This window comes from Streptomyces sp. NBC_00984, assembly GCF_045162475.1.
Lineage (GTDB): Bacteria > Actinomycetota > Actinomycetes > Streptomycetales > Streptomycetaceae > Streptomyces.
Genome location: NZ_CP108734.1, coordinates 4,731,935 through 4,744,425 on the forward strand (window position 1 = coordinate 4,731,935; position 12,491 = coordinate 4,744,425).

The window sequence follows — 12,491 nt, forward strand, 5'->3', positions numbered from 1 at the left end:
CGCCCCGTCCGTCGTCAGCCGCGTACGACCGTCACCGGGCACGGTGCGTGCTGGGTGACATGGAGGCTGACCGAGCCGAGCAGGGTCGCCTTGAGGCCGCTGTAGCCGCGCGCTCCCACGACGAGCAGGCTGGCTCCCTCGGCGCGGTCCAGCAGGGACTGGGCCGGGTTGCCGATCACCACGATCTTGCTGACCGCCGCCGCGCCCTCGGCGCCCAGGGCCTCCTCCAGCGTCTCGGTGAGGGCCACGGTCGCCAGGGCCTGCGGGTCGAAGTCCTCCGGCATGCCGGGCATCATCGACGCCCAGCTCGTCGCGGGGTACTCCCAGCTGTTGACGGCCTCCACCGTGTCACCGGTCAGCTCCGCCTGGCGTACGGCCCAGTGCAACGCCTTGACCGACGACTCGGAACCGTCAACGCCCACCACGATCCTGCCCATCACTGCCTCCAGCTCGGTTCGGCTCAGTGCGCGGACGCGTCGTACGAGGCGAACTCGTACGACGCACCTTTCGGTCCAACTCTAATCAAACCGGTACAAGGTTTCCGTCGGCGGGTCCCTCAGTCCAGGCGGAGGTCGGCGAGCTGCTGCTCGAACGGCACCACCTCGTCGTCGAGCCCGAGCGTCCTCGGTGCCCCGGAGGCCGCCCGGCCGCCCGTGATCATGGCCGCGAGCTCGCCGGCCGCCCGGCGGATGCGGGAGGGCAGGCCGTCGGTGTACTCGTCGCCGGACGAGCCCCAGTCCTCCGACGCCGCGTACACGGACGTCGGTACGACGGTGGCCCGCAGATAGGCGAAGAGCGGGCGCATCGCGTGTTCCAGGACCAGCGAGTGGCGGGCGGTGCCGCCGGTCGCCGCGATGACGACGGGCTTGCCGGTCAGTGCCGTGTTGTCGATCAGGTCGAAGAACGACTTGAACAGTCCGCTGTACGAGGCGGTGAACACGGGCGAGACGGCGATCAGCCCGTCCGCCTCCGCCACCTCCTTGATCGCCCCGTCCAGGGCGGCCGGCGGGAAGCCGGTGACCAGGTGGTTGGCGATGTCGACGGCCAGGTCGCGCAGTTCGATCACCTGGACCTCGACCGTGCGGTCCTGCTCGGCCAGTAGCCGCTCACGGGCGGCACCGGCCAGCCGCTCGGCCAGCAGCCGGGTCGAGGACGGGCTGCTCAGCCCGGCCGACACGGCGACGATGCGCAGGGGCTCGGTGGCGAATACGCCGGACGTGGTGGACACGGTCTCAGACCTCCTTCGTGGCGGTGCGGGCGGCGACGGCCGGGTGGACGGGCGCGGAGTCCGGGACCCCGGCCGGACGCAGGGCGGCGAACTCCTTGCGCAGTACCGGGACGACCTCCTCGCCGAGGATGTCGAGCTGCTCCAGGACCGTCTTCAGCGGCAGTCCCGCGTGGTCCATCAGGAACAGCTGGCGTTGGTAGTCGCCGACGGCGTCCCGGAAGGACAGGGTCCGCTCGATGACCTCCTGCGGCGAGCCGACGGTCAGCGGGGTCTGCTGCGTGAAGTCCTCCATCGAGGGCCCGTGTCCGTAGACCGGCGCGTTGTCGAAGTACGGGCGGAACTCCCGTACCGCGTCCTGCGAGTTCTTCCGCATGAACACCTGGCCGCCGAGGCCGACGATGGCCTGTTCGGCGGTGCCGTGCCCGTAGTGCGCGTACCGCTGCCGGTACAGGCCCACCATCTTCTTGGTGTGCTCGATGGGCCAGAAGATGTTGTTGTGGAAGAAGCCGTCGCCGTAGTACGCGGCCTGCTCGGCGATCTCCGGCGAGCGGATCGAGCCGTGCCAGACGAACGGCGGGACGCCGTCCAGCGGGCGCGGGGTCGCGGTGAAGGACTGCAGCGGCGTACGGAACTTGCCCTCCCAGTCGACGACGTCCTCGCGCCACAACTTGTGCAGCAGTGCGTAGTTCTCGATGGCGAGCGGGATGCCCTGACGGATGTCCTTGCCGAACCAGGGGTAGACCGGACCGGTGTTGCCGCGGCCCATCATCAGGTCGACGCGGCCGTCCGCGAGGTGCTGGAGCGTCGCGTAGTCCTCGGCGATCTTCACCGGGTCGTTGGTGGTGATCAGTGTGGTGGACGTGGACAGGATCAGGTTCTCGGTGCGGGCGGCGATGTAGCCGAGCGTGGTCGTCGGCGAGGAGGGCACGAACGGCGGGTTGTGGTGCTCACCGGTGGCGAAGACGTCCAGGCCGACCTCCTCCGCCTTCTGCGCGATGGCGATGGTGGCCTTGATCCGCTCGTGCTCGCTCGGCGTCCGGCCGGTCGTCGGGTCGGTGGTGACATCCCCGACGGTGAAGATCCCGAACTGCATGGCGTCCGCCTCCAGAAACCTAGTTTTGTTGAACGTTGAACTATTTGAACACACCCTACAACGGAGCACCACCTCGGCCTATTCCACGGGGCCGCTCCCGGGCGGTGCGTACCCTGGACGGGACCCGCGGGACCGGACACGGCCCGCGCCCGACGGAGGCAGGACTGTGAGCGAGGGAAGCGAGAGCGAGCGCTGGAAGGAGCGCGGCGTCGCCCTGCGCGTCTTCGTCTACGTCTTCGCCACGCATCTCTTCGCGGGCTTCATCTGGATCCTGTTCTACGTCGGCGAACACGCCAAGAAGTGAGGCAGGAGCCCCGCCGTGCCGTTCACCGGACAGACCCATATCCGCATCGCCCGGCCGTCCCGCGACCTGGCCGCCGCCGAACGCTTCTGGGTGCACGGCCTCGGCCTGGACGTGCTGTGGCGCGCCGGCGCGGAACGGGCGCCCGGCACCCATGACCTCCTGATGGTGGGGCACCCGGACGCCCCCTGGCACCTGGAACTCGTCCACGGCGGCGAACCTCACCCCACCGAGGAGGACCTGCTCGTCCTCTACCTGGATGGGCCCGTGCCCCAGGAACTGGTGGACCGGCTGGAGAAGCACGGCGGCAAGCGGGTCGAGTCGCCGAACCCGTACTGGAACGAGTGGGGCGTCACCGTGGAGGACCCGGACGGATACCGGCTCGTCCTGTGCCGACGCGGGTGGAGCAATTCCTGACAGTGTGGCGAGGGTGCAACTCGGTGAAATGATAGTCACTGGGTATCATTGCGCCATGCTGTATGAGATGCCGCGCCTGGATTCGTCCGACCTTCGGGTCCTGGAGCAGATCAACGCCCTGCGCGAACAGCTGCGGAACGCGGTGCAGCAGGCTCCGATGAAGTGGACTCTCGATCTGCGCAAGGCCCTGACGGCCAGTGCCATCGCGGCGTCCAACACGATCGAGGGCTACCGCGTCGATGCCGTGGACGTCGCCGACCTGATGGATGGCGAGCGCGAGGTCGAGGCCAGTGACGAGAACAAGGCGGAGACGCTGGCCTACCAACAGGCCATGACGTATATCCAGTCACTGCACGATGTGACCGACTTCCGATACAGCAAGGAACTTCTCAACAGCCTGCACTGGATGCTCCAGGGGCATCACCACCCCCGCAAGCTCGCCGGGCAGTGGCGCAGGACCTCGATCCGCATCACCGCGCCGGGAGACGAGCTCGCCACCGATTACGAGGGCCCTGACCAGGAGCGGGTTCCCGGGCTCATGAGCGAGCTCGTGGACTGGCTCAACGAAGGCGACCTGGACAGTCATGTGCTGCTCCGCGCTGCCATGGCCCATCTGAACCTGGTGAAGATCCACCCATGGTCCGACGGCAACGGCCGTATGTCCCGCTCGCTGCAGACCCTTCTCATCGCACGCGGTGGTGTGCTCGCCCCCGAGTTCTCCTCGATCGAGGAATGGCTGGGCATGCCGGGTAACACCTGGGAGTACTACAAGGTGCTGCGAGAGGTCGGAGGACCGGTCTGGTCGCCGGAGCGCCACACCTTGCCCTGGATCAGATTCAACCTGCTCGCCTACCACCAGCAGACCCAGCGCGTGCAACGCCGTGTCGACCGTTCCAACGACTGCTGGGTGCAACTGATGGAGGAGGCGGGCACACACGGAGTCACGGAGCGGCAGGTCACCGCGTTGCACGAGGTGGCCATGGTCGGCCGGGTGCGGCGCAGCCGCTACGAGAAGGCAGAGTCGATCAACACACAGCAGGCCACGCGCGATCTGCAGGCACTCACCAAGGCGCAGCTGCTGACGGCCGTGGGCCGGACAAAAGGCCGCCACTACATCGCCGGACCGCGGTTCCCGGAACGGGTACTGGCCACGGCGCACCGGCGGCACACCATCAGCGATCCGTATGCCCTGTGATCACACCTCCATGGAGGCGACGTAGTCGGCCGGGAACAGGGTCCCCAGATCCCCTCGACGTACTTCAGCCGATCCGCTCGTCCACGCCGTGCTGCACGCGGACAATCCGTCGTCCTGCCCGACCGCCTGTGCGTGAGATCACGGTGCCCGGCGAGGGCTGCGCTCCCTACGATGCGTGGTAGATGCAGCAGTCCCGTGCATCACCTGCCCTGTTCAAGGAGACGGATCCCGTGACCACAGGCGTCGCCGAGCGCGAGAGCTACTACGAGCGGACGGGCGAACACTCCTACAAACCAACGGCTCACGCCGGGGGCGCGTGGAGCACCGACGAACAGCACTTCAGCCCGCTGGCCGGGCTCGTCGCGCACGCCCTCGAACGGCACCTCGCGACGCGGCCGGGGAATCTCGTGATCGCCAGGATCAGCTACGACATCCTCGGCCGCATCGCTCTCGACGAGTGCGAGATCACCGTCGAGACCGTTCGTCCCGGCCGGACCATCGAACTCCTCGAAGCGACCGTGACCATCGGCGGCCGCCCGGTCGTCCGCGCCCGTGCCTGGCTGCTGGCGTCCCTGGACACCTCCGCCGTCGCCGACAGCCCCCACGAGCGGCTCCCGGCCCCCGAGGAACTCACTCCCCATGAGCGAGAGGTGGGACGGAGAGTTCGTCTCGTCCATCGACGTCCGTCGAACGCCTCCGCTCCGCAAGGGACGCACGGCGGCCTGGGCGTCCTCGCCCGTCGACCTGGTCGCCGGCGAGCCGATCGGTCCCCTCGCCTCGTACATCGCGCTGGTGGACATCGCGAACGGCATCGCCGTCCAGCAGGACCCCACCGCGTGGATGTTCCCGAACCTGGACCTGACGATCCATCTGCACAGGCAGCCGGAAGGACCGTGGACCGGACTGGACACCACCACCACTTTCGGCCCGTCGGGGCAGGGACTCACCAGCAGCGTCCTGCACGACCTCCGAGGACCCGTCGGCCATGCCGAACAGATCCTCACCGTCCGCCCGCTGCCCAGTGACTGAACCGCCGCTCATGGCCGTCACGCGGCGAGGCGCCTCTTCCGGCAGGCCCTGACACCGCCGCCGCAGCGCCGGCTCGCGTACCGAGGACGAGCTGGCGTTGCCGAGATGCCGCCGGAGGGCGTATCGCCTCTGTCAGCTGTCGCCGGTGATCTCGTCGACCTTGCGGTACAGCGCGGCCTTCATGTCCGCCATACGGGCCGGGTCAGGGCGTGGATGAACCCAGCGGTTCCGGTGGAAGACCGTTCGCGGCATCGGGGCGCTCCGCAGGAATTCGCTGAACGCCCCGTCCGCCCAAGGCGGCACCCACGCCCCGGACCGGCAGACGAAGACGAGATCGAACGCCACGGCCGGGGGCGTGCCGTCGTCGATGGCCATCGTCACCGGAACGAGCGGGGTCTCCGGTGGCCGGGCCAGTGACTCGCGCCAGGGCGGGAAGTGGACATGGAAATCGGAGCCCGCCCACGCATGAGCGAGCATCCAGTTCTCGCACCGGATGCCGTCGCCGGATTCCTTCCAGGCGTCGAAGCTGTCGTGGTTCGTCCGGTACCCGGCATCGTGGTGGGCGTCGTACAGGTGGACCGCATGCCAGGCAGAAGCTTGTGCACCGAGGTCGGACGGCCAGAGGTGGGCGGCCCATGCGTTGCTGTCGGCGTACGTGAGGGACGTGCCGGGAGCGAAGGTGAAGCGATCCCAGAAGCCCTGCCATCCCTCCACCTGCGGCAGATCGATTCCCGCAGACCGGAAGTCCCGGAGCCTGGCCTCCCAGACGGTCTCCGTGTGGAACTCGTCCTCGGCCACCAGCCAGTTGAAAAGTTCATCGTGCGGGCCCCGAGGGCCACCCGAGGCCGGGGTGGGAAAGAAGAAATCCCAGTCGACGACCAGGAGATTCATGCGCGGAGTCTCTTTCGAGCGGGTGAGGCCCCCGGCCGGAACCGGGGACCTGCTCCTACTGTTCTCGGGGCGGTGACCGACGGTTGCCGGTGATCAGTGGCCCGGAGAGCCGCTCCCCCCGTTGCCGTCGCCGTCCTCGATGTCGGTGTCGTCCGCCCCGTGGCCCCCGTTGTCCCCGCCCGATACGGTTGCCTGGCGCGTCAGTGCTTCTCCGAAGGTCAACGCTGTCGCCTCCTCCAGTCACCAGGACAGGGCGGATCCCCTGCCCTGCCGTGCACCTGCAGCCCGCCCCCGGACGGTCTTGCCGGACATTCCCGGGGGCGGGACCTCGGCCGTTCCTGCTGGCGGCGCGGGGGCTGCCTGCGAGGACGGATTCCTGGAAGGAATTCACTCCGGGTGGCTGTCGCGGCAGCTGATGCAGCAACGGGGAAACCACTGGACGGTGGTGCCGAAGACGGCGATCTCGCGTGCGCCCAAGTTCACGGCGGTGCGCACCGACAGAGCTGCTGAGCACCACACGCAGTGCACGCCGCGCCGCTGTTCCCGGGAGAGTGTGGCTACGGGCGGCAATTCGCCGGAGCTTTGGAGATCTGTCATCCGAAAGCCCCTGCGGGCAGGCGCGAACACGCTGCTCGGACACCGAAGGCAGCGCCGAGCTCGGCGGGATCGGTCAGCCGCCCCGCACCGTCGGGCTTCTCCAGCCAGCCAAGCCCATCGATGTACCGCTCGGCCGGTGGGCATCGCAGTGGCTGGCCTTCGGGGCGGACGCGCAGCCCGGGGATGCCCGCGAGGAGGGCTTCCGCGTGCGGTGGTGCCAGCCACCACGCGAGGTCCTCGCCGGGACGGACGAGGAGGGGGCCGAGCCGGTCGGGGGCGATGTGCTGCAACGCGTGGACGGAGCGCATCAGGTCTGCTTCGACAGCGACCCAGCGTCGCTCGGCGCGAATGAGGGCGAGACCGTCGGTTGCCCACGTGCGGTGTACCTGTACGGGGTCGGAGGCGCAGGAGGCCAGCCAGTCCGAGCCCGGATTGCGTGTGCGAGGGGCCATGACCAGCACCGTACGGAGGCTGAATGTAGAGTTGTGGGCCAGTTGCGGCAGATTGCGCAAGGTGTCATGACGGTTGGGGTTTGTTGCCTACGTGGGGCTGAGGTGGGCGCGTGCACGTCCAATGAGGCGGTGCGCTTGGTGGCCGAACACGGCAGAGTTCCGAATCTGGTCCCAGAGCTTCACGTAGAACGCGATCTCCTCGGAGGAGTCGAGCCACACTTCGGCATTCCAGGTATCGGCGATGACTAGGCGCTCGTCGATGATCCAGAAGCCGTGTTTGGATGAGAACGGGGTGCGTACACCAAGCGGCACGATGCCGATGGTGACCGTGTCCATGCCGATAAGGCCGGCCAACCGGTCAAGTTGCGCAATCATGCTCTCCGGCGAGCAGCGCACGACGTGCAGGGCGCCTTCCCATATAAGAGCGTGGAAGTGATGGCCCGGCTGGTAGAGCGCCTCCTGGCGCTTCATGCGGGCGCGCACGCCTTCTTCGACGTCGCTCGGTGAGCCAATTCGGTTGGACACATCCGTCAGTACGCCACGCGCGTAGTCGGGGGTCTGGAAGATCCCAGGAATGATTCCCGACTCGAAGAGATGGACGGTCTCCGCTTCCATTTCTTGAACGGCGTTGGCTTCCTGGAGTGCACGGTGACCGCCGGCAAGCTGCCGTCTCCAACTGCGGTACGTGGTCTCCAGACCGCGCAACCGTCCCCTGAGTTCCCCTGAAGCCTCGTGGGCCCCTGCCGCACGAGCCCACGCCTCCAGATCGGTGGTGGTGGCAGTCTGTTTCCCGTTCTCCAGCCGTGACACCTTGGACCGCTGCCAGCCAAGTGCCTCGGCGAACTCCTTGCCGTTCAGCCCTGCCTCGGTGCGCAGCTCACGAAGCCGCGCACCGAGGGTCTCGCGGGCCTGTTGAAAATCGGTGCTCACACAGTTGAAGCTACCTGTGTCACGAATTCCGTGCGCGGGATCGCGCGATGCCAGGCCGCGTCTCGCACCTGGCAGAACGCGAGGATGCGTGCCGGGTCCTCGACCAGCTCGGTTCCGAGCAGCCTGTCCTGCTCGTCGAAGTGCAGGACCAGGGGGAACAGCGGGGAAGTGGGCTCGTGCGGCCCTGTTTCCCGGTCCGTCCGAGGTCGCAACTGAGCTTTCAGGAAGCTGAGTTCGCTTGCTGGGAGCGTGCCGAGAACCGGTTCCGGCGGGAGCGACGGCGGGCGTGGTGGCTGGCTCAGCAGGGGATCGAGGCGGGGCCGAGCCCGGTTCTCAGTGGGGTGGTGGGCCGGTGAGTGGGGCGGCGGACCGCGCTGTCGTGATGCGTTGGAGTCGGCACCCGCGTTGCGTATCGCTGGCCCGCGCGGAGTTGCGTTCCGCGCTCGCGGGGTGGGGGCTCTCGGAGTGGGAGGAGTCCGCCGTGCTCGTGCTGTCGGAGTTGCTGACCAATGCGGGGCGGCATGCCTGGGTCTCGCCGGGGCGGGAGATCGAGACCCGGTTCCGGCCGCTGGGCGACGGGGTGCGGATCGAGGTGCACGATGCCTCGGACGCGCCGCCGGAGGCGCGCGAGCCGGAGCCCGGTGCGTGTGGCGGGCGGGGGCTCGTGCTGGTGGGTGCGTTGGCGGACCGGTGGGGGTACGGGGCGCGGCGCGGGCCGGGAAAGGTCGTGTGGGCGGAGTTCGGTTCGGTTACGCTCGGGTCATGACCTCCGTACTGTGCCGAAACTGGTGGCGCTCCTTCTAGGAGCGGCCGCCTCCCTCTGCACGGAATCAGGGCCGTTCGATATGGACGGCCCTTTTCGTTGCCCTCGTACGGGTACGGATGCCGGTGGTCACGGCGGGCCGTCCTCCACGCAACCACCATCGCGAGGAGAGAGACCCAATGAGCACAGCGACTGCCACAGCCGCAGCCACCGAGACCACCGCCGACCTGGAAGCGCGGATCAGGCAGGCCCCGGAGAAGTTCCGGGTGATGACCGGGGACCGGCCCACCGGGCCCCTGCACCTCGGGCACTACTTCGGCACCCTCCACAACCGCGTCCGGCTCCAGGAGCTCGGGGTGGACGTCTTCGTGATCATCGCCGACTACCAGGTGCTCACCGACCGGGACGTCGCCGACCGGCTCGGCGAGTACATGGAGGGGATGCTGCTGGACTATCTGGCAGTCGGGATCGACCCGGCACGCTCGACGGTCTTCAACCACAGCGCCGTGCCCGCGCTCAATCAGCTGATGCTGCCGTTCCTGAGCCTGGTCTCCGTCGCCGAGCTGAACCGCAATCCCACCGTCAAGGACGAGATCGCGCACTCCCGGCAGTCGGCCGTCAGCGGGCTGATGTTCACGTATCCCGTGCACCAGGCCGCCGACATCCTGTTCTGCAAGGGGAACCTGGTGCCCGTCGGGCAGGACCAGCTGCCGCACCTCGAAGTCACGCGGACCGTCGCCCGGCGCTTCAACGAGCGGTACGGGGTGGTCTTCCCGGAGCCGGACGCGCTGCTCTCCGACGCGCCGCTCCTCCTCGGCACCGACGGCACCAAGATGAGCAAGAGCCGGGGCAACTCCATCGCGCTGGGCGCCGACGCGGACGAGACGTCCCGGCTGATCAAGGGCGCGAAGACGGATGCCGAGCGCTACATCACGTACGACCCCGAGAACCGGCCGGGGGTCTCCTCGCTGGTGCTGCTGGCGGCGCTCTGTCTGGACCGGGACCCGCATGCCGTGGCGGAGGAGATCGGTGGGGGTGGCGCTGCCGCGCTCAAGCGGACGGTGACCGAGGCCGTCAACAGCCGGATGGCGCCGATCCGGGCCCGGCGGGCGGAGTACGCGCGGGACATGGGGTACGTACGGTCGGTGCTCCGGGCCGGGAACGAGCGCGCCAACGAGATCGCGGCGGCGACGCTGGACGAGGTGCGGGGGGTGATGGGCGGCGGGCTCTAGGGCCTGTCCGGCGGATCATGGCCGGGGGCGCGGCGTCTGGCACGGCACCTCGCGGCGTTGCCGAAACGCCCGGACAGCTCCGCTATCAGGACGCTCCGGCGCCTTGCGATGCACCGCACCAGACGCCGCGCCCTGCCCGACCCTGATCCGCCGGACAGGCCCTAGCCCTCAGGCGGTGGGTTCCGGCCAGGAGCCCCGGGCCGCCACCTCCAGGATCAGCGCCGCGATGTTCCAGGCGTCGTCCGCGCCGCTGTGGTGGCGGCCCTCCAGGGGGATGCCCGCCACCTCCAGGGCCTGGGCCATGCCGGGGCGCTTGCGCAGGCCGTAGGAGGAGGTGAAGGGGAGCTTGGCGTTGGTGTGGCGGTGGCCGAACGGATAGCGGGTGCCGGTCGCCCGGCACTGGCGGGTGAACTGGTTGCGGTCGTAGTCGCCCCAGCTCGCCCAGGGACGTATGCCCGACGCGTGCTCGGCGGCGAGCAGGCGGCAGGCCTCGGCGAAGGAGACGCCCGTGTCCACCTCGGCCTGGGTGAGGCCGGTCAGCTCGGTGCAGAAGGCGCTGACCGTGGACCGGGCGGGCCGGACCAGGATCCGGTGGCGGGCAACCCTTCCCCGAGCTCTCAACTCCGTTCGAGCAGGGGAGACCCCATTGGCCGCGTGCAGGTCGACGACGGTCAGCCCGATCTCGATGATCTCGCTCACCGCACCGGGCGGCGGCTGCCCGTCCCAGCACGTCGCCTCGATGTCGATCACGTTCAGGAGTTCGGGGGCCGTGTCCATGGAGGGCAGGGTAGGGGGCGGGGAAATCGCCGGGCATGTGGATTTCGGCGGGACCCGTGCCCGCTCCCCGCTCCGATCCGCATCCGCCCTGTCACGGTCGAGTGAACGACGACCGGCCTGTGGTGTGCCGCAGCACCACGGCCGGGCCACCGGCATAACGTGCCTGGCTCCGGCGAGACTTGGAGATCCCGTATGCGCCCCGTTCTTCTGTCCGCTGCCTGCCTCGCGGCCGGCGGCGTTCTGGCCCTTGCCCCCTCCACGCAGGGGGTGGGCACTGACACCGGAGGAGAGCCACAGCACACCGTCATCATGTCGAATGAGGAATTCGAGCAGCGATACGGCCCTGCGGTATTGAAAGGCGCGGACGAACACGGTGCCGTCCTGTCCCAGGAACAGTTCGACCGGGCCGCCGACCGTCAACGCATTGCATATTCCGATGCCTCGGTGACGGAACCCGCCGAGCAGGTCCTGCGGGCCTCCAACTGGAGCACCGTCAAGTTCAAAGCCAAGGATCTGAATGGCAAAACCATCCCCACGAGGGTCGGGAACAGCGCGCTGGGATGGCGGCATTTCTCGCAGAACACAACATCACCAACCCGAACGTCATCAAGCTGATCACCGAAGGCAGCCATACCCCCAAGGCAGATCCGGGACGGCCCCACCGTCTGGTCTACGACGGTGTCCTCTCGACGACCCCTGGTCCTCTCGACGGGCCTCCGAAGGTCTTGGCCCGTATCCGCATCATCGCCCAATATCACTGGCAGACCGAGAAAGCGGACTACGTGCTGAAGAACAAGCACGACAAGATCGGCGTCATCACCGCCTACTGCCGCAACGTCCCCAAGAACCGCTGCCCCGACAAGGTCAACAAGTAGTGGACTCCTCCGGGCCCGAACCCTCGCGTTCCCGCAGTGGCTGGAGCGAGGAGCAGCTGACGGATCTGCACCGGACACTCATGGGGCAGCTTCTGCGTCTGGTGCCCGTGCCGCTGTCCGGGGCGCCCGCGCTGGTGGTCAGAGGGGTTCTCCAGCCGCCGGAAGACCCTGCGGCAACGCGTGTCGTGGTGTGGGACGGTCGCGACGCGGCCACCTCGACGGCATACGACCTTCCCCTGACGGACAGCCGTGACGACAGCATCCCCTGGTGGAGCCTCATCGCGGCTCTGCGGCACCTGGTCAGCGGGGCGAGAGACCGGGGCGGCCAAGAAGCGGACGCCCCCGTCGTCGATGCGCGCCCCGAGGTCTTGAGGTTGCTGCAGGCGCCGTCCTACGACGTGACCGACGCCCTCTACTCGACGGTGTCCATGCTGGAACCAGGCCGGCAAACGACAGAGGAGAGCCTGCATCTCAGTGGGTTCCTGCTTCTGGACGAGCACACTGCTCGGCTATACGTCGACACCCCGATACCGCCCGACCGGATTGGTCTGGACGTAGCGCTGCGCGACGAGAACGGGAACGCCACCGTCGACCACACCGCGCTGGCGTACGCACTGCCCTCTCTCGTGTCGGACGAGTTGGAGTGGAACATCTCCGAGGTCCGGGACCCGTACTGCTCAGCGGTGTACGACTTCACCCACTGGTGAGCCG

The 12,491-nt window shown here is 68.4% G+C and carries 17 protein-coding genes and 1 pseudogene; 9 read left to right on the plus strand and 9 right to left on the minus strand.

Annotated features, from left to right (window positions below; translation table 11 throughout):
- Positions 1–14: 14 nt before the first annotated feature.
- The 3 genes from OG520_RS21005 to OG520_RS21015 form a co-directional block, all read right to left on the minus strand.
- Positions 15–437 carry a universal stress protein gene (locus tag OG520_RS21005; protein ID WP_072487767.1) on the minus strand — a complete coding sequence of 141 codons (423 nt, stop codon included), beginning with the start codon at positions 435–437 and terminating at the stop codon, positions 15–17.
- Positions 438–556: 119 nt separating this feature from the next.
- Positions 557–1,228: an FMN reductase gene (locus OG520_RS21010; protein WP_406014173.1), complete on the minus strand. Its 672-nt coding sequence runs from the start codon at positions 1,226–1,228 to the stop codon at positions 557–559.
- 4 nt (positions 1,229–1,232) lie between these two features.
- A complete protein-coding gene (locus OG520_RS21015) occupies positions 1,233–2,321 on the minus strand; it encodes an LLM class flavin-dependent oxidoreductase (RefSeq protein ID WP_406014174.1) in 1,089 nt (362 codons plus the stop codon).
- Between the two features lie 166 nt (positions 2,322–2,487).
- On the opposite strand from OG520_RS21015, the gene OG520_RS21020 reads away from it, so the two are divergent.
- The 4 genes and pseudogenes from OG520_RS21020 (at position 2,488) to OG520_RS21035 (ending at position 5,263) form a co-directional block, all read left to right on the plus strand.
- Positions 2,488–2,625: a DUF6126 family protein gene (locus tag OG520_RS21020; protein WP_164495278.1), complete on the plus strand. Its 138-nt coding sequence runs from the start codon at positions 2,488–2,490 to the stop codon at positions 2,623–2,625.
- Between the two features lie 15 nt (positions 2,626–2,640).
- Positions 2,641–3,039 carry a VOC family protein gene (locus OG520_RS21025; RefSeq protein WP_329591013.1) on the plus strand — a complete coding sequence of 133 codons (399 nt, stop codon included), beginning with the start codon at positions 2,641–2,643 and terminating at the stop codon, positions 3,037–3,039.
- A 55-nt stretch (positions 3,040–3,094) separates the two neighbouring features.
- Positions 3,095–4,234 carry a Fic family protein gene (locus OG520_RS21030; RefSeq protein ID WP_406014175.1) on the plus strand — a complete coding sequence of 380 codons (1,140 nt, stop codon included), beginning with the start codon at positions 3,095–3,097 and terminating at the stop codon, positions 4,232–4,234.
- Between the two features lie 230 nt (positions 4,235–4,464).
- Positions 4,465–5,263: pseudogene (locus OG520_RS21035) on the plus strand (thioesterase family protein).
- Positions 5,264–5,395: 132 nt separating this feature from the next.
- Here the strand turns inward: OG520_RS21035 and OG520_RS21040 are convergent.
- The 5 genes from OG520_RS21040 to OG520_RS21060 form a co-directional block, all read right to left on the minus strand.
- Positions 5,396–6,154, minus strand: a complete 759-nt coding sequence (locus OG520_RS21040) for a hypothetical protein (RefSeq protein WP_406014176.1) — start codon at positions 6,152–6,154, stop codon at positions 5,396–5,398.
- 93 nt (positions 6,155–6,247) lie between these two features.
- Positions 6,248–6,376: a hypothetical protein gene (locus OG520_RS21045; RefSeq protein WP_406014177.1), complete on the minus strand. Its 129-nt coding sequence runs from the start codon at positions 6,374–6,376 to the stop codon at positions 6,248–6,250.
- 371 nt (positions 6,377–6,747) lie between these two features.
- On the minus strand, positions 6,748–7,203 hold the full coding sequence (locus tag OG520_RS21050) for a hypothetical protein (RefSeq protein ID WP_124719750.1): 456 nt from the start codon (positions 7,201–7,203) through the stop codon (positions 6,748–6,750).
- Between the two features lie 87 nt (positions 7,204–7,290).
- Entirely contained in the window at positions 7,291–8,133 is an 843-nt protein-coding gene (locus OG520_RS21055) for a helix-turn-helix domain-containing protein (protein WP_406014178.1), read from the minus strand.
- Entirely contained in the window at positions 8,130–8,345 is a 216-nt protein-coding gene (locus tag OG520_RS21060) for a DUF6879 family protein (protein ID WP_406014179.1), read from the minus strand. Before OG520_RS21060 ends, OG520_RS21055 begins: the two co-directional genes overlap by 4 nt.
- A gap of 170 nt (positions 8,346–8,515) precedes the next feature.
- Between OG520_RS21060 and OG520_RS21065 the strand changes: the two genes are divergently transcribed.
- On the plus strand, positions 8,516–8,899 hold the full coding sequence (locus OG520_RS21065; RefSeq protein WP_406016532.1) for an ATP-binding protein: 384 nt from the start codon (positions 8,516–8,518) through the stop codon (positions 8,897–8,899).
- A 176-nt stretch (positions 8,900–9,075) separates the two neighbouring features.
- The gene (gene trpS, locus OG520_RS21070; RefSeq protein WP_406014180.1) at positions 9,076–10,128 is read left to right on the plus strand and encodes a tryptophan--tRNA ligase; all 1,053 of its coding nucleotides are present in this window, start codon (positions 9,076–9,078) and stop codon (positions 10,126–10,128) included.
- A gap of 168 nt (positions 10,129–10,296) precedes the next feature.
- Here the strand turns inward: trpS and OG520_RS21075 are convergent, their stop codons facing one another.
- Positions 10,297–10,905, minus strand: a complete 609-nt coding sequence (locus OG520_RS21075) for an exonuclease domain-containing protein (protein WP_406014181.1) — start codon at positions 10,903–10,905, stop codon at positions 10,297–10,299.
- Positions 10,906–11,097: 192 nt separating this feature from the next.
- On the opposite strand from OG520_RS21075, the gene OG520_RS21080 reads away from it, so the two are divergent.
- The 3 genes from OG520_RS21080 to OG520_RS21090 are packed head-to-tail and all read left to right on the plus strand — an operon-like array spanning position 11,098 to position 12,487.
- Positions 11,098–11,520, plus strand: coding sequence for a hypothetical protein (locus OG520_RS21080; protein WP_406014182.1), 423 nt, complete (start codon positions 11,098–11,100; stop codon positions 11,518–11,520).
- Positions 11,466–11,780 (plus strand): hypothetical protein, encoded by a 315-nt coding sequence (locus tag OG520_RS21085; RefSeq protein ID WP_406014183.1) that lies wholly within the window; start codon positions 11,466–11,468, stop codon positions 11,778–11,780. Before OG520_RS21080 ends, OG520_RS21085 begins: the two co-directional genes overlap by 55 nt.
- Positions 11,780–12,487, plus strand: a complete 708-nt coding sequence (locus OG520_RS21090) for a hypothetical protein (RefSeq protein ID WP_406014184.1) — start codon at positions 11,780–11,782, stop codon at positions 12,485–12,487. The genes OG520_RS21085 and OG520_RS21090 overlap by 1 nt, the downstream gene beginning before the upstream one ends.
- Positions 12,488–12,491: the final 4 nt, after the last annotated feature.

Coding starts and splice junctions, on each gene's coding strand:
- OG520_RS21005 (WP_072487767.1), bottom strand. CDS start 437: ATGGGCAGGATCGTGGTGGGCGTTGACGGTTCCGAGTCGTCGGTCAAG.
- OG520_RS21015 (WP_406014174.1), bottom strand. CDS start 2,321: ATGCAGTTCGGGATCTTCACCGTCGGGGATGTCACCACCGACCCGACG.
- OG520_RS21030 (WP_406014175.1), top strand. CDS start 3,095: ATGCTGTATGAGATGCCGCGCCTGGATTCGTCCGACCTTCGGGTCCTG.
- OG520_RS21040 (WP_406014176.1), bottom strand. CDS start 6,154: ATGAATCTCCTGGTCGTCGACTGGGATTTCTTCTTTCCCACCCCGGCC.
- OG520_RS21050 (WP_124719750.1), bottom strand. CDS start 7,203: ATGGCCCCTCGCACACGCAATCCGGGCTCGGACTGGCTGGCCTCCTGC.
- OG520_RS21065 (WP_406016532.1), top strand. CDS start 8,516: ATGCGTTGGAGTCGGCACCCGCGTTGCGTATCGCTGGCCCGCGCGGAG.
- trpS (WP_406014180.1), top strand. CDS start 9,076: ATGAGCACAGCGACTGCCACAGCCGCAGCCACCGAGACCACCGCCGAC.
- OG520_RS21075 (WP_406014181.1), bottom strand. CDS start 10,905: ATGGACACGGCCCCCGAACTCCTGAACGTGATCGACATCGAGGCGACG.
- OG520_RS21080 (WP_406014182.1), top strand. CDS start 11,098: ATGCGCCCCGTTCTTCTGTCCGCTGCCTGCCTCGCGGCCGGCGGCGTT.
- OG520_RS21085 (WP_406014183.1), top strand. CDS start 11,466: ATGGCGGCATTTCTCGCAGAACACAACATCACCAACCCGAACGTCATC.